Origin of the sequence: Nonomuraea bangladeshensis (genome assembly GCF_039529455.1) — a bacterium.
GTDB classification, from domain to species: Bacteria; Actinomycetota; Actinomycetes; order Streptosporangiales; family Streptosporangiaceae; genus Nonomuraea; species Nonomuraea bangladeshensis.
In genome coordinates this window covers 58927-74946 of the sequence record NZ_BAAAMV010000006.1, presented here as the reverse complement: position 1 = coordinate 74946, position 16020 = coordinate 58927, and the positions used below count along the sequence as shown (strand labels likewise).

14 protein-coding genes are annotated in these 16020 nt (G+C 73.1%); 12 read left to right on the top strand and 2 right to left on the bottom strand.

The genetic code is table 11. The features are described 5' to 3' along the window. The first annotated feature begins 9 nt into the window (after nt 1-9). The 12 genes from ABD292_RS19855 to ABD292_RS19800 all read left to right on the top strand — a co-directional run bounded on the left by ABD292_RS19855 (nt 10) and on the right by ABD292_RS19800 (nt 14222). Entirely contained in the window at nt 10-1200 is a 1191-nt protein-coding gene (locus ABD292_RS19855) for an allantoate amidohydrolase (protein ID WP_344209240.1), read from the top strand. Continuing rightward, complete coding sequence (locus tag ABD292_RS19850; RefSeq protein WP_344209238.1) at nt 1191-2516, top strand: formimidoylglutamate deiminase; 1326 nt, start codon at nt 1191-1193, stop codon at nt 2514-2516. Before ABD292_RS19855 ends, ABD292_RS19850 begins: the two co-directional genes overlap by 10 nt. Nucleotides 2517-2566: 50 nt before the next feature. After that, nucleotides 2567-3754, top strand: coding sequence for an imidazolonepropionase (hutI, locus tag ABD292_RS19845; protein WP_344209236.1), 1188 nt, complete (start codon nt 2567-2569; stop codon nt 3752-3754). 67 nt (nt 3755-3821) lie between these two features. Then, the gene (locus ABD292_RS19840; protein WP_344209234.1) at nt 3822-4763 is read left to right on the top strand and encodes a sigma-70 family RNA polymerase sigma factor; all 942 of its coding nucleotides are present in this window, start codon (nt 3822-3824) and stop codon (nt 4761-4763) included. A 123-nt stretch (nt 4764-4886) separates the two neighbouring features. Beyond that, entirely contained in the window at nt 4887-5648 is a 762-nt protein-coding gene (locus tag ABD292_RS19835) for an MOSC domain-containing protein (RefSeq protein WP_344209232.1), read from the top strand. Between the two features lie 161 nt (nt 5649-5809). After that, nucleotides 5810-7120, top strand: a complete 1311-nt coding sequence (locus tag ABD292_RS19830) for an ammonium transporter (protein ID WP_344209230.1) — start codon at nt 5810-5812, stop codon at nt 7118-7120. Next, the gene (locus tag ABD292_RS19825; RefSeq protein ID WP_329583889.1) at nt 7117-7455 is read left to right on the top strand and encodes a P-II family nitrogen regulator; all 339 of its coding nucleotides are present in this window, start codon (nt 7117-7119) and stop codon (nt 7453-7455) included. The genes ABD292_RS19830 and ABD292_RS19825 overlap by 4 nt, the downstream gene beginning before the upstream one ends. 96 nt (nt 7456-7551) lie before the next feature. Continuing rightward, nucleotides 7552-9777: a [protein-PII] uridylyltransferase gene (locus tag ABD292_RS19820; RefSeq protein WP_344209227.1), complete on the top strand. Its 2226-nt coding sequence runs from the start codon at nt 7552-7554 to the stop codon at nt 9775-9777. Nucleotides 9778-9926: 149 nt separating this feature from the next. After that, entirely contained in the window at nt 9927-12833 is a 2907-nt protein-coding gene (locus ABD292_RS19815) for a sensor histidine kinase (protein ID WP_344209225.1), read from the top strand. 21 nt (nt 12834-12854) lie between these two features. After that, nucleotides 12855-13277, top strand: a complete 423-nt coding sequence (locus ABD292_RS19810) for a roadblock/LC7 domain-containing protein (RefSeq protein ID WP_020546575.1) — start codon at nt 12855-12857, stop codon at nt 13275-13277. 26 nt (nt 13278-13303) lie between these two features. Continuing rightward, complete coding sequence (locus tag ABD292_RS19805) at nt 13304-13666, top strand: DUF742 domain-containing protein (protein ID WP_091093418.1); 363 nt, start codon at nt 13304-13306, stop codon at nt 13664-13666. Continuing rightward, entirely contained in the window at nt 13647-14222 is a 576-nt protein-coding gene (locus tag ABD292_RS19800; protein WP_329583880.1) for a GTP-binding protein, read from the top strand. Before ABD292_RS19805 ends, ABD292_RS19800 begins: the two co-directional genes overlap by 20 nt. 4 nt (nt 14223-14226) lie before the next feature. Here ABD292_RS19800 and ABD292_RS19795 read toward each other — a convergent pair whose 3' ends face one another. Together ABD292_RS19795 and ABD292_RS19790 are read right to left on the bottom strand one after the other, a co-directional pair. Further along, on the bottom strand, nt 14227-15015 hold the full coding sequence (locus ABD292_RS19795) for an ABC transporter permease (protein WP_344209221.1): 789 nt from the start codon (nt 15013-15015) through the stop codon (nt 14227-14229). Then, the gene (locus tag ABD292_RS19790) at nt 15012-15962 is read right to left on the bottom strand and encodes an ATP-binding cassette domain-containing protein (protein WP_344209219.1); all 951 of its coding nucleotides are present in this window, start codon (nt 15960-15962) and stop codon (nt 15012-15014) included. The genes ABD292_RS19795 and ABD292_RS19790 overlap by 4 nt, the downstream gene beginning before the upstream one ends. Between the last annotated feature and the right edge of the window lie 58 nt (nt 15963-16020).

The following is a 16020-nucleotide window of genomic DNA, read 5'->3' as shown; positions in this document are numbered from 1 at the left end:
AGTGGGGCCATGCTCGAACCACTCACGCACATAGGACGAGACGCGGCGACCGGCGGCTACGTCAGGGACGCCTGGTCGCCGGCGGACATGGAGCTCCGGGAGTGGTTCGCGGGTGAGGCCGCCCGGCGCGGCCTCGACCTGCGGGAGGACCGCAACGGCAACCTGTGGGCCTGGTGGGGCGACCCGTCGCGGAGCCCCGGCGTCGTGACCGGCAGCCATCTCGACTCGGTGCGCCAGGGCGGCGCGTACGACGGCCCGCTCGGGATCGTCTCCGCCTTCGCCGCCCTCGACCTGCTGAGGGAGCGCGGCCTGTTCAAAGAGTGCGGGACCCCAGGCAGGCCGCTCGGCGTGGTGTGCTTCACCGACGAGGAGGGCGCCAGGTTCGGCGTGCCGTGCATGGGGTCGCGGCTGCTCACCGGGGCGATCAGGCCGGAACGGGCGCTGGCGCTCACCGACGACGACGGCGACACCCTCGCCGACGTCCTGAAGAGGGCGGGGCGCAGGCCGGAGTCGGTCGGCCGCGACGACGAGACGCTGGCCGGCGTCGGCGCGTACGTGGAGCTCCACGTCGAGCAGGGCCGCGGCCTGGTCGCCCACGGACGCCCGGTGGGCGTGGCCGCCGCCATCTGGCCGCACGGCCGCTGGCGCTTCGACTTCCGGGGCCGGGCCGACCACGCGGGCACCACCAGGCTCGCCGACCGCGACGACCCGATGCTGCCGTTCGCCCGCATGGTGCTGGCCGCCCGGGCGGCCGCCGAGCGGCGGGGGGTGGTGGCGACGGTCGGCAAGGTACGCGTCCGTCCCGGCAACGCCAACGCCGTCCCCGGCCACGTCGCCGCCTGGCTGGACGCCCGCGGCCCGGCCGAGGACGACGTCCGCGCCCTGGTGGCCGAGCTGGCCGAGCTGGCCGGGGGCCACGAGGTGAGCGAGGAGTCCTGGACGCCGGTCGTCGGCTTCGACCCGGCGCTCAGGGACCGCCTGGCCCGGGTGGTGGGCGGCGGCGGCACGCCCGCGCCCGTCCTGCCCACGGGGGCCGGGCACGACGCGGGCATCCTGGCGGCGGCGGGGGTGCCGGCCGGGATGTTGTTCGTCCGCAATCCCACCGGCGTGTCCCACAGCCCTGAGGAGCATGCCGAGCAGGCAGACTGCGAGGCGGGAGTGGTGGCGCTGGCGGACGTGCTGGAGGATCTGTGTCGCTGACGTACTGGTGCGAGCAGGCATGGCTGCCCGACGGCGTCGCCGAGGGCGTGCTCGTCGTCGTCGAGGGCGACCGCATCACCAGGATCGGCCAGGGGCCGCCGCCGCCCGGGGCCGAGCGGCTGGCCGGGCTCACCGTCCCCGGCCTGGCCAACGCCCACTCCCACGCCTTCCACCGGGCGCTGCGCGGCGTCGCGCAGGAGGGCAAGGGCGACTTCTGGACCTGGCGCGAGCGCATGTACGAGGTGGCCGCCCGCCTCGACCCCGACTCCTACCTGCGCCTCGCCACCGCCGTCTACGCCGAGATGGCGCTGGCGGGGGTGACCTGCGTGGGCGAGTTCCACTACCTGCACCACGGGCCGGACGGCACGCCGTACGACGACCCCAACGCGATGGGCCACGCCCTCGTCCAGGCCGCCCGCGCGGCCGGGCTGCGCGTGACGCTGCTCGACACCTGCTACCTGACCGGCGGCATCGGCGCCCCCCTGTCCGGCCCGCAGGTCCGCTTCGGCGACGGCGACGCCGAGCGCTGGGCGGCCCGCGCGGACGCACTCGCCGCCGCCTACGAGGGGCAGCCCGACGTGGAGATCGGCGCGGCCGTGCACTCGGTCCGCGCGGTGCCGCCCGAGCAGATGCCGCACGTCGCCGAGTTCTCCCGCCACCACGCCGCGCCGCTGCACGCGCACGTCTCCGAGCAGCGGGCCGAGAACGCGGCCTGCGTCGAGATGTACGCCGCGACCCCGGTCGGCGTGCTGCACGAGCACGGCGTCCTCGGGCCGCGCTCGACCGCCGTGCACGCGACCCACCTCACCGACGTGGACGTGGAGCTGCTCGCCCAGTCGGGCACGGCGGTGTGCATGTGCCCCACGACCGAGCGCGACCTCGCCGACGGCATCGGCCCGGCCCGCGAGCTCGCCGACCGGGGCGCGGCGATCACCCTCGGCTCCGACAGCCACGCCGTCGTCGACCTGTTCGAGGAGGCCAGGGCGGTCGAGCTGGACCAGCGCCTCGCGAGCGGCCGGCGCGGCCACTGGAGCGCCGCCGACCTGCTGTCCGCCGCGACCTGCGCGGGCCACATCTCGCTCGGCTTCCCCGACGCGGGCCTGCTCGTCCCGGGCGCCTGGGCCGACCTCGTGTCCGTACGCCTCGACAGCGTGCGCACGGCGGGCGCGACCGGGCTGGAGGCCGTGGTGTTCGCGGCCACGGCCGCCGACGTGCACTCCGTCGTCTCCGGCGGGCGGCGGGTGGTTACCGAGGGACGGCACGTGCTCGGCGACGCCGGCGCGCTGCTGTCCGAGGCCATCAGAGCCCTGCGCTGACCACACCCGACCCATCGAGAACCCGACCCATCGAGAATCGGAGCCCTGCCATGACCGCGACCCTGTTCGACGGGATCGGGCTGCTCTACACCGGCGACCCCGAACGCGAGGAGATCCAGGACGCGGCGCTGCTCGTCGAGGACGGCGCGGTCACCTGGCTGGGCCCGGCGGCCGAGGCCCCGGGAGGCGCCGACGAGCGCGTGGACGTGGCCGGGCGGGCCGTCATCCCCGGCTTCGTCGACTCCCACGCCCACCTGATCTTCGCGGGCGACCGCACGGCCGAGTTCCAGGCCCGCATGTCCGGCGAGCCGTACACCGGCGGCGGCATCAGGACCACCGTCGCCGCCACCCGCCGCGCCGGGGACGCCGAGCTGGCCACGCACGCCCTCGCGCTGGTCCGCGAGATGGCGAGGCAGGGCACCACCACGGTCGAGATCAAGAGCGGCTACGGCCTGACCGTCGAGGACGAGCGCCGCTCCCTGGAGCTCGCCACCGCGCTCACCGACGAGACCACCTTCCTCGGCGCGCACGTCGTGCCGGAGGGCGTGGACGCCGACGACTACACACGGCTGGTCGCCGGGGAGATGCTGACGGCGTGCGCGCCGTTCGCGCGGTGGGTGGACGTCTTCTGCGAGCGCGGGGCCTTCGACGGCGACCAGACGCGGGAGATCCTGACCGCCGGCCGGCGGGCCGGGCTCGGCGTGCGGGTGCACGCCAACCAGCTCGGCGAGGGGCCGGGGGTGCGCATCGCCTGCGAGCTGGGCGCGGCCTCGGCCGACCACTGCACGCACCTCACGGCGGCCGACGTGGACGCGCTCGCCGGGTCGGGGACGGTGGCGACGCTGCTGCCGGGGGCGGAGTTCTCGACGCGCTCGCCGTACCCTGACGCGCGCCGGCTGCTCGACGCCGGGGTGACCGTGGCGCTCGCCACCGACTGCAACCCGGGGTCGTCCTACACCTCGTCGATGGCGTTCTGCGTGGCGCTCGCGGTGCGCGAGATGCGGATGACGCCGCTGGAGGCGATCCGGGCGGCCACGTACGGCGGGGCGCGCGCGCTGCGGCGCACGGACGTAGGCTGGTTGCGTCCCGGCGCCCGCGCCGACCTGGTCGTGCTCGACGCCCCGTCCTACGTCCACCTGGCCTACCGTCCCGGCGTCCCCCTGGTCCACCAGGTCTTCCAGGGTGGTCTCCTCCTTCAGGAGGACATCCAGAACCCTCCCTCGGTCGTAGCGCTTTAGGGAATCTTTGCCCGGTGCCGCTCGTTGGCCGGGTATAGGACGCAGCTGCGGAACGAGGTGCCAGGGGATGGCAAGGCCTACGGGGAGTCGCACGCAGGAGCAGCACGTCGCGGACCGCGATCTGCTGGGGACGTACCTGGCCGAGATCGGCCGCGTCCCGCTGCTCACCGCGGAGGAAGAGGTGGAGCTCGCCAAGCGGATCGAGGCGGGACTGTTCGCGGAGCACCTGCTCGACAGCGGGGGCTCGGAGCCGCGCATCGGGGACGCGGCGGACGAGGAGCTGGAGCGGCTGGCCATCTCGGGCCGGCGCGCCAAGGACGAGTTCATCCAGGCCAACCTGCGCCTGGTGGTGGCGGTGGCGCGGAAGTACTCCGGCCGGGGGATGCCGCTGATCGACCTGGTCCAGGAGGGCAATCTGGGCCTGGTGCGGGCGGTGGAGAAGTTCGACTACCGGCGGGGCTACAAGTTCTCCACCTACGCCACGTGGTGGATCAGGCAGTCGGTGGGGCGGGCCATCCACGAGCAGGCGCGGCCGGTGCGGCTGCCCACGCACGCGGGGGAGCAGATGACCCGGCTCATGCGGGTGCGGCGTGACATGCTCGCCGAGTTCGACGTCGAGCCGACCGACGACGACCTCGCCGACATCCTCGAACTGCCGATCGAGCGGGTGCGCGAGCTGCGCCGCTGGGCCTCCGACCCGGTGTCGCTGCAGCTCGGCGTGGGCGACGAGGACGAGACCGAGCTGGGCGACATGATCGCCGACGAGACGTGGGCCGACCCCGAGCAGCAGGCCATCGACATCCTGGAGCGCGAGCGGCTGGACCAGTGGCTCACCGGGCTGGAGGGGCCGACGAGCGAGATGCTGCGCTGGCGTTACGGCCTGGTCGACGGCCGCGAGCACACGCTGACCGAGGTGGGGGAGCGTTACGGCATCGGCCGTGACCGGGCCCGCCGCATCGAGCGCGACGCCCTGGCCCGCCTGCGCAAGATGGCGACCGCCGCCGCCTGACCCGCCGCCTGACCCGCCGCCTGACCCGCCGCCGCCTGACGGCCACCTCGGCCTGACGGCCACCTGATCCGGTGACGGTCGTGCCCGGCTTCCTGATGGGGGCCGGGCCCTAGGCTGGGTCGCGTGCACCTCCAGACTTTGCGCCGCTATCCGGTCAAATCGCTGCTCGGCGAGGAGCTCGCGGAGAGCGAGGTGGACGAGCGCGGCCTGGCGGGCGACCGGGCGCGGGCGGTGCTCGACGTCGCCACCGGCAAGATCGCCAGCGCCAAGAACCCCCGGCTCTGGCGGGACCTGCTCACCCTGGACGGCGCGGCCCCGCCCGGCGACGAGGAGCTGTCGCGGCTGCTCGGGCGCGAGGTGCGGCTGATCGACGTGCCGCCGGAGGGCGCCGAGCTGGAGCGGTCGGTGCCGGAGCGGGTGCTGGCCGAGGGCATCGAGGCGGAGGTCCCGTACACGGTGGGCACGCTGGGCGCGGGCGCGCCCCCCGGCACGTTCTTCGACTTCGCGCCGATCCACCTGATCACGACCGCCGCCCTGGACAGGATCGGCGCGCTCGGCCCGCGCGGACGGGTCGAGGCCGCCCGTTACCGGCCCAACCTCGTCATCGCGACCGAGGGAGAGGGCTTCCCCGAGAACGACTGGGTGGGCCGGCGGCTGCGCGTCGGCGCGGACGTGGTGCTGGAGGTCATCGTCGCCAGCCCGCGCTGCGCCGTGCCCACGCTCGCGCACGGCGCGCTGGAACGCGATCCCGACGCGCTGCGCACGGTCGCCAGGCACAACCGGGTGCCGGTGTTCGGCACGGACCCGCAGCCCTGCGCCGGCGTGTACGCCCGCGTGGCGCACCCCGGCCGGATCAGGAAGGGCGACCCCGTACGCCTCGGCTGACCGCCGATTGCGCATCTCCCTTTTCAAACAGGTGAGACGTCCGAAACGCGGCGGAAACACCTGTGTGGCGAGTTTCACAGATGTGAAACACACCTGGTCGTGGCACGAAACCCCGGGCGAACACGCTGTGGCCACACGTCACACGTAAGGAGGGTCGCTTCGTGAAGATCGACGGCGGCACCACTGCCTGGATGATCGTCGCCACCGCCATGGTGTTGCTGATGACTCCCGGCCTCGCGTTCTTCTACGGCGGCATGACCAGGGCCAAGAGCGTCCTGAACATGATGATGATGTCGTTCGGCGCCATCATCACCGTGTCCATCACCTGGATGCTGTTCGGTCACTCGCTCGCGTTCACCGACAACCCCAGCTCGGCACTCAACAACTTCGTCGGCGGATTCGACGCACTGGGTCTGCAGAGCCTGGTGGACACCGCCACCAAGGACGACGGCACCGGCATGCCGAGCCTCATCTTCTCCGCCTTCCAGATGACGTTCGCCATCATCACGGTCGCCCTGATCAGCGGCGCGATCGCGGACCGGGCGAAGTTCGGCGCGTGGATCCTCTTCACCGTCGTGTGGGCCACGGTGGTGTACTTCCCGGTGGCGCACTGGGTCTGGGGCACCGGCTGGCTCAACACCATGGGCATCGAGGACTTCGCGGGCGGCACGGTCGTCCACATCAACGCCGGCGCGGCGGCCCTCGCCCTGGCCCTCGTGATCGGCAAGCGGCAGGGCTGGCGCAAGGAGCCGATGCGGCCGCACAACCTCACCCTGGTCCTGCTCGGCGCGGGCCTGCTGTGGTTCGGCTGGTTCGGCTTCAACGCCGGCTCCGAGCTGGCCGTCGACGGCACCGCCGCCCTGGCCTTCATGAACACGCAGGTCGCCACCGCGGTCGCGGCCGGCGCCTGGCTCGTGGTCGAGAAGCTGCGCGACGGGCACGCCACCAGCCTCGGCGTCGCCTCCGGCGCGGTCGCCGGTCTGGTCGCCATCACCCCGGCGTGCGGTTTCGTGGACCCGTGGGCCGCGATGGTCATCGGCCTGCTGGCCGGCGCGATCTGCGCCTTCGCCGTCGGCCTGAAGTACAAGCTCGGCTACGACGACTCGCTCGACGTGGTCGGCGTCCACCTGGTGGGCGGCGTCATCGGCGCCGTCGCGCTCGGCTTCCTGGCCGCCTACCCCTTCCTCGACCAGCAGAGCGAGGGCCTGTTCTACGGCGGCGGCTTCGGCCAGCTCGGCCTGCAGGTGCTCGGCCCGATCGCGGTCGGCGGCTACTCCTTCGTCCTCACCTGGATCATCGGCAAGATCATTGACAAGACGGTGGGCTTCCGGGTGCCCGCCGAGAACGAGGTCACCGGCATCGACGTCACCACGCACGCCGAGACCGGGTACGACCTCGGCACGGTCTACGCCTCGGGCGTGGCCTCCTCCAACGGTCCCACGGCTCCCGCTCCCAAGAAGGTGGACGCATGAGGCTCATCACCGCGATCATCAAGCCCTTCAAGCTCGACGACGTCAAGGCCGCGCTGGAGCAGTTCGGCGTCAAGGGCATGACCGTCAGCGAGGCCAGCGGCTACGGCCGCCAGCGCGGCCACACCGAGGTCTACCGCGGCGCCGAGTACCAGGTCGACCTGGTGCCCAAGGTTCGCCTGGAGGTCCTCGCCGAGGAGGACGACGCCGAGGACGTGATCGACGTCATCGTCAAGGCCGCCCACACCGGCAAGATCGGCGACGGCAAGGTCTGGTCCGTGCCCGTGGACACCGTGATCCGCGTACGCACGGGAGAGAGGGGCCCGGAGGCCCTGTGATGTTCCGGAGGAGCTCCGACAACGGCGTCGGAGCGGGACACAGGGTTCGCCGGGCGGAGCCCGGCAGGCGGGGCACTGAGGTGAGGGGGCACTGAGGTGAGGGGAGAGGCCCGTTCGTACGCCGCGGCCCGCAAGGAGCGGACCGCGGACACCGACCGCTGGCTCAAGGATCTCTTCCGCACGGCGAGCGACGGCGACCACGTCTCACTGGTCGCCGTCGGCAGCCTCGGAAGGGGCGAGCCGGCTCCCGGGAGCGACCTCGACCTGGTCCTGCTCCACAACGGCCGCCCGGACGTCGCCAGGATCGCCGACCGGATCTGGTACCCGATCTGGGACTCCTCGGTCGGTCTCGACCACTCGGTCCGCACGGTCGAGGAGGCCGTCGCGGTCGCCCGCCAGGACCTCAAGGCCGTGCTCGGCCTCATCCAGGCCCGCCACGTCGCGGGCGATCCCGAGCTGACGAGGAAGGCCAGGGAGGCGGTGCTCGCCGAATGGCGGGCCGACTCCCGGCGCCGGCTCGGCGAGCTGCGGGAGGCCGCCGACCAGCGCGCCCAGGTCAGCGGCGAGCTGGCGTTCCTGCTCGAACCCGACCTGAAGGACGGCCGCGGCGGGCTCCGCGACGTCCAGGCCATGCAGGCCGTGGCCGCGGCCTGGGTCGCCTCCGCGCCCGGCCCCCGGGCCCGCGAGGCCCACGAGTTCATCCTCGACGTGCGCCACGCGCTGCACGTCGTCACCGCCCGCGGCACCGACCGGCTGGTCCTGCAGGAGCAGGACGCCGTCGCCGGGCTGCTCGGCCTGCTCGACGCCGAGGCGCTCATGCGCCGCCTCGCCGAGGCCGGCCGCACCGTCTCCCACGCCTTCGACGCGACCTGGCGCACGGTTGACAGACTCCTGTCAGGTCCGGCCCCGCGCGGCCGCCGCCCGCTCGCCGACGGTGTGGTCGAGCACGGCGGCGAGGTCGTGCTCGCGAGGGGCGTCAACCCGCGTACGGACCCCGTCCTCGTGCTGCGCGCGGCGGCCGCCGCGGCCGACTCCGGGCTGCCGATGGCGCCCGCCACGGTGTCCGTTCTCGCAGCTCAGTCGCCTCCCATGCCGGTGCCGTGGCCCGAGGAGGCCCGCGACGCGCTGGTGTCGATCCTCGGTGCGGGCCGCGCCGCCGTGCCCGTCTGGGAGGAGCTGGACCAGGCCGGGATCATTGTCAAGTTGCTTCCTGACTGGGAGCGCGTACGCCACCGCCCGCAGCGCAACCCGATCCACCGCTTCACCGTCGACCGGCACCTCATCGAGGCCGCCGCCAACGCCGCCGGCCACACCCGCGAGGTCTCCCGCCCCGACCTCCTGCTGATCGCGGCGCTCCTGCACGACGTCGGCAAGGGCTGGCCCGGCGACCACTCGGCGACCGGCGAGGTCGTGGTGCGCGACATCGCCACCCGCATCGGCCTGCCGCCGCGGGACGTCGAGACGCTGGCCACCGTCGTACGCCACCACCTGCTGCTGCCCGAGACCGCCACCCGCCGCGACCTCGACGACCCGGTCACCATCGAGAAGGTGGCCGCCACCGTCGGCAGCCGCGAGGTGCTCGACCTGCTGGCCGCGCTCGCCGTGGCCGACGGCAACGCGACAGGACCGGCCGCCTGGAACTCCTGGAAGGCCGGGCTCGTCGCCGACCTCGTCCGCCGGGTGCGGTCGGTGCTGTCCGGCTCGCCGCCGCCGAAACCGCCCACCCTGTCGCCCGAGCAGGCCGCGCTGGCCCGGCACGGCGGCGGCGCGGTCCGCGTGGCCGGCGGCAACGTCACCGTCGTCGCCCCCGACCGGGTGGGGCTGCTGTGGAGCGCGGCCGGCGTGCTGTCCGCGCACCGGCTCATCGTGCGCTCCGCCTCGTCGGCCTCCGCCGGCTCCACGGCGGTGATCGAGTTCTCCGTGGTCCCCGAGTACGGCTCCCCTCCCGACCCGGCGACCCTGGAGTCCGATCTCCGCCTCGTCCTTGCCGGCCGTCTTGACATCGAGCAGCGGCTGGCGCGCCGCACGCGGGCCGTGCGACCGCCCCGCGTACCGGTGGCCCCACCTCGGGTGACGCTGGTCGACGACGCCTCCGCGACGGCCACCGTGGTGGAAGTCAGGGCCCATGACAGGCCGGGGCTGCTGTGGCGGATCGGGCGGGCGTTCGGGGAGTGCGGTCTTGACGTCCGGGCCGCTCGCGTGGAGACTCTCGGCGCGGAGGCGGTGGACGTCTTCTACGTGGTTGATCGCGCCGGTCGCCCCCTCAGCGACGACGCGCAGCGGGCACAAGTCCGCGATCACGTGCTCGCCGCACTGCGATAACCGGCAGCGCACGGCTGTCGGTCACCACTGTAACGATTGTGTCCGAATTGCCGGTTGTGACACTTGCTCGGATACCTTGTGGACCGGCTTCATGGTTTGGGCGGCTTTGGAGCACATCACCACGGGATGATTGAGGGGTAGCGGAACCAGTGACTACGGGGAACTCCGTCAGCGGCTCAGCCGCGCCGCGTGAGCGCGGCGGACGGTCGCTGTCGCGCTTCGGACTGCGCAACTGGCGTGTGCGCTGGCGCCTCACGGCGCTCATCCTGGTCCCGACCGTGGCCGCCGTCGTGCTGGGCGGCTCCCGCGTGGTCGAGTCGGTGCAGAGCATCGCCGACTACGACCGTACGGCCACCGCCGCCGAACAGGCGGGCCACATCCGCGACCTGCTGCAGGCGATCGGGCTGGAGCGTGACACCGCGGGCTGGATCGGGGCCAGCCGCGCGATGAAGAAGACGCTCGCCACGCCGCTCACCCAGCGCAAGGCCGCCGTCGACGGCCTCGCCGCCCAGGTGCGCACCGATCTCGACGCCATCGACGACTCCTACGGCCCCCGCGCCGTCAGGGCCGCCGACCGGGCGAAGTCCGTCCTCGCCCGCCTGCCCCGCATCCGCGCCGAGGGCCAGACCAACACCGCCCAGTACGACACCCTGACCGACAGTCTCCTCGCCCTGCACGACGAGCTCGGCCTGCTGTCGGACGACTCCCTGACCGTCGGGCAGTTCCGCGCGCTCAGCGCGCTCGCCGCGGCCAAGGAGGAGGTCTCCCGCCAGCGCGTCCAGCTCCTGCAGGCCAGCTACGACACCGCCAAGGTGGACGCCAAGACGGTCGAGCAGTTCATCACCTCCAACGCCCGCCAGCTCAGCGACATCAGCACCGTCGGCGCCGAGGCCGGCGCCGAGATCGGCCTCGACCTGTCCAAGTCGCTGGCCGCCAAGCCCGAGTACGTCAACGTCCAGCTCACCAAGTCACGCGCGATCACGCTGGCCAGCGGCCGGGCTCCCGGCGTGCGCATCACCGACAACCTGATCTCCGCCCGCGCCAGCCGGCAGGAGTGGTTCGACCAGAACCAGATCGTGATCGACGTCCTGCACGGCGTCGAGAAGGACCTCGCCGACAAGGTCAACCTGCGCAGCCAGGAGCTGCGCAGCTCCGAGATCCGCAACGCGATCATCGCCGGTGTCATGATCGTAGCGCTACTTCTGCTCGTGCTGCTCCTCACCGTCGCCATCGCCCGGTCCATGGTCACCCCGCTGCGCCGGCTGCGCACCGAGGCGCTGGAGATCGCCGGCTTCCGCCTGCCCGACGTGGTGCGCCAGCTCCGCGTCAACGGCGAGGCCCAGGTCGGCGAGGTGCGCCCCATCGGCGTCGAGGGCAACGACGAGATCGGCGACGTGGCCCGCGCCTTCGACCAGGTGCACCGGCAGGCCGTGCGCCTCGCGGGCGAGGAGGCCGAGCTGCGCGGCAACATCAGCTCGATGTTCGTCAACCTCTCGCGCCGCACGCAGACGCTGGTCGAGCGGCAGATCTCGCTCATCGACGGCCTGGAGAAGGGCGAGCAGGACGGCGCCAGGCTGGCCGACCTGTTCAAGCTCGACCACCTCGCCACCCGCATGCGCCGCAACTCCGAGAACCTGCTGGTCCTCGCCGGCCACGAGGCCACCAGGCGGCGCAGCCAGCCGGCCAAACTGGTCGACGTCGTGCGCGCCGCGCTGTCGGAGGTCGAGGGCTACGAGCGGGTCCAGGTGCGGGTGAACCGCGGCACGTCGGTGCTCGGCAGCTGCGCCAACGACCTCGTCCACCTGGTCGCCGAGCTGGTCGAGAACGCCATCCAGTTCTCCCCGAGCAACGCGCCCGTCGTCGTCACCAGCAGCCCCATCGAGGGCGGCGGCGCGCTGCTGTCGGTGAGCGACACCGGCATCAGCATGACCGAGGAGGAGCTGGCCGAGGCCAACCGCCGCCTCGCCGAGCCGCCCGTCGTGGACGTGTCGGTGTCGCGGCGCATGGGCCTGTTCGTGGTCGGCCGCCTGGCGCTGCGCCACGGCATCCGGGTCCAGCTCAGGAAGGGCGACGGCGCCGGGCTCATCGCGATGGTGCTGCTGCCGCCCGCGCTCATCGCCGACGGCCGCGAGCAGCCGCTGCCGCAGCGGCCCGCCTTCGGCGGCGGCACCGCCCCCGCCCCCGCCGCCGGTCAGGGGTTCGGCGGGCGGCACTCGGGGCCGGCGGGCTCGGTCCCCAACGGGACGTTCCGGTCGTTCGGCAGCTTCGAGTCGATGGACGTGCCGCGCGGCCCCGCCCGCCCCGGCCCCGCCCAGCCCGGTCCCGGTGGCTACGACAGCACGCCGGGCACGCCCAGGCACGCCTACGGCACGTACGGCTCCGACCCCGCCCAGCCGGGCGTGAACGCCTTCACGGCCGACACCGACGGCGGCTCCTACCGCGGCCGGCCGCCCGCCTCCTTCGACTCCGGGTCCTACCCGTCGTACCCGAGCGGCGGCTCCCGGCCGGTCAACGGCGTCCACCACGCATCGGGAAATGGTGCGTTCCAGACGCCGCCGCCACCCGTGTACCCGACCAACGACGTGCGCAGGGCCGACCCCGCCCCGTCCGTGGACGTGTCGCCCATGGAGCCTGACCAGGAGGAATATCTGCCGATCTTCGCGTCGGTGGAGTCCGCCTGGTTCCGGCGCCCGCCGGGCGAGCAAAGCCCGGCCCCGTCGGAGACGACGGGCGGGGGTGAGGCCACGTCCGCGCAAGCCGTACCCTCTGGGGAGGAATCGTGGCGAACGGCCGCCGACGCCGGTTGGCAGGCGGCGGCCAAGGCCAGCGAGCCCAGCCTCGGCGGCATCACCGCCGCCGGGCTTCCCAAGCGGACCCCCAAGGCCAACCTGGTGCCCGGCACGGCCGCCCAGCCGTCGCCGGCGCAGCAGCAGCCGCAGGCCCCCGCGCCGCCTCCGGTCTCCGCGGACCGGATGCGCAGCCGGATGGCCAGCTTCCAGCAGGGTGTGCGACGGGGCCGCCAGGAAGTACGTCGACAGGAGGAACAGAGTGAGTAAGCGTCCCGCCGGGGAGGATGCGTGACTACGCTGAGCCATGAGGCGCACCGCTTCGACTGGCTGATCACCGACTTCGTCCGCAACACGCCCGGAGTCGCGCACGCCGTGGTCGTCTCGGCCGACGGGCTCTGCCTGGCGGCCTCCGAGGGGTTCCCGCCGGACCGGGCCGACCAGCTCGCCGCGGTCTCCGCGGGCCTGCTGAGCCTGACCGTGGGCGCCTCCCGGGTGTTCGAGGGCGGCGCGGTGACGCAGACCGTCGTCGAGATGCAGCGCGGGCTGCTGATCGTCATGGCCATCAGCGACGGCTCGGTGCTGACCGTGCTGGCGGGTCCGGATTGTGACATGGGTTTGGTGGCGTATCAGATGACGCTGCTGGTAGACAGGGCGGGACAGGCGCTCACGCCCGCCCTGCGCGCCGAACTGCAGGCAGCCAGGGCGCGGTGATGTGATGGAACTGATGGGAGCGGGCCGTGTACGGCAGTGACGGGATCGGGGAAGAAGAGCCCCTGTTCCGTCCCTATGCGGTGACGGGCGGTCGTTCCGAGCCGCGGTACCACCTCGCGATGGAGACCCTGATCTCCTCGATGTCGATCCCGGACGCCGAGATGGCTCTGCTCACCCCCGAGCAGGAGGCCATCATGCAGCTCTGCAGGACGTTCCGGTCGGTCGCCGAGATCTCGGCCCTGCTCCGCGTCCCGCTGGGCGTGGCGAGGGTGCTCGTGGCGGACATGTCCGACGAAGGGCTTGTCCGCCTGCACCAGCCACGCCTCCAGCAGGGACAGCCAGACCTCAACATGCTCGAAAGGGTGCTCAGTGGACTACGCAGGCTCTAGCCCCGGCCTCACCTCGACGAAGATCGTCGTGGCCGGGGGCTTCGGCGTCGGCAAGACGACGTTCGTGGGGGCGGTGTCCGAGATCCTCCCGCTCACCACGGAAGCGGTCATGACCGACGCGTCCGCGGGCATCGACGACCTGGGGATGACCCCGAACAAGCAGACCACGACCGTGGCGATGGACTTCGGCCGGCTCTCGCTGGACCGGGACCTGATCCTCTACCTGTTCGGCACGCCCGGACAGCACCGGTTCTGGTTCATGTGGGACGACCTGGTGAAGGGCGCGATCGGGGCCGTGGTCCTGGTCGACACCCGCCGGTTGGCCGACAGCTTCCCCGCCATCGACTACTTCGAGGAGGCGAAGCTGCCGTTCGTCGTCGGCATCAACGGCTGGGACGGGCAGTTCGTCCACTCCGACCCGGAGGTCAGGGAGGCGCTGGCGCTCTCGCCGCACACGCCGATCGTCCGCACCGACGCCCGCAACCGCGAGTCGGTCAAGGCGACGCTGATCACGCTCGTCGAGCACGTCGTACGCCTGCGCGCCGCCGTCCACTGAGCGCCTACCGGTCCAGCAGCCGGTAGCGGCGGACCGACAGGACGAAGAACACGGCGGTGATGGCCACCGGCCACGCCACGGCCATGAGCACCGGGTGCTGCGCCACCCAGGAGCCGCCGCCCCAGCCCGGGTTGCCGAAGAGCTGCCGGGCCGCGGCCACCGTGGACGACAGCGGGTTCCACTCGGCGATCGCGCCCAGCCAGCCCGGCATGGTGGCGGGGGCGACGAAGGCGTTCGACAGGAACCCGACGGGGAACTCCAGGGTCTGGACGACCACCGCCGCGCCCGGCTCGCGCGCCACCAGGCCGAGATACATCCCGGCCCACAGCAGCGAGAAGCGCAGGAGCAGCAGCAGGCCCACCGCGCCGAGCGCCCCGCCGGCCGTGGTCGGCCGCCAGCCCACGGCGAGCCCGCAGGCCAGCAGGCCGGCGAGGATCAGCGCCGAGTGGAGCAGGTCGGCGACGGCCCGGCCGACGAGCACGGCCGAGGGTGACATGGGCAGCGAGCGGAACCGGTCGGTGACGCCCTTGGCGGCGTCGGCCGACACGGCGACCATGGTGGCGCTCAGGCCGAAGAGCATCGTCATGCCGTACATGCCGGGCATGAGGAAATCGAAGTAGCCGGCTCCCTGCGGCACCCGTACGGCGCCGCCGAACAGGTAGCCGAAGGCCAGCGTGATCATGATCGGGAAGGCGATCCCGAAGACCACGGTCATCGGCTGGTTGCGCCAGTGGATCAGGTCGCGCCGGGCGACGGTCCAGCCGTCGGCCAGCGCCCATCGCAGCGTGGTCATGCGTGCTCTCCTCCGGTGCTCACGGGGGTGGCGGTCAGGGTCAGGAAGACCTCGTCGAGGGTCGGCCGCCGTACGGTGATGTCCTCGGCCTCGATCCCGGCCGCGGCCAGCGCGGCCGGGACCTCCGTGAGGGCCTTCACCCGGTCGGCCACGGGCGCGGACACGCGGCGGGCGTCGGGGTCGGACTCGACCGGCCCGCCGGCCGCGCGGGCCGCGATCCCCGCGGCCTCCGCCAGCCGCTCGTGGGCATGGATCACCACGTCCAGCCGGTCGCCGCCGAGCCGGGACTTCAGCTCGTCCGGCGTGCCCTCGGCCACCACCCGGCCCGCGTCCACGACCGCGATCCGGTCGGCGAGCCGGTCGGCCTCCTCCAGGTATTGCGTGGTCAGCAGGACGGTCGTGCCGCCGGCGACCAGCTCGCGCACCGCGCGCCAGATCTCCGTACGGCTGCGCGGGTCGAGCCCCGTCGTCGGCTCGTCGAGGAACAGCACGGGCGGCGCCAGGATCAGGCTCGCGGCGAGGTCGAGCCGCCGGCGCATGCCGCCCGAGTAGTCCTTGGCCGGGCCGTCGTGCCGCAGCCCGAACCGCTCCAGCAGCTCACCCGCCCGCGCCCGTGCCGCCGCCGCGCCCAGGTGGTGCAGGCGGCCGAACAGCTCCAGGTTCTGCCGGCCGGTCAGCAGCTCGTCCACGGCGGTGTGCTGGCCGACCAGGCCGATGTTGCGGCGCACCTCGCGCGGCCGGCGCACCACGTCGTGCCCGGCCACCTCGGCCCGGCCGCCCGACGGGCGCAGGAGCGTGGTGAGGATGCGCACGGCCGTGGTCTTGCCCGCGCCGTTGGGGCCGAGCAGGCCGCAGACCGTGCCCTCGCCCACGTCCAGGTCGAGGCCGTCCAAGGCCGTCTTGCCGCCGTATGTCTTGCGCAACCCGCGTGCCAGCACCGCCGTCATCACGCTCTCCTTCCCAAGCGTACGCCGTACCGTACAGCCTACGATTCAAAAGGGCAAC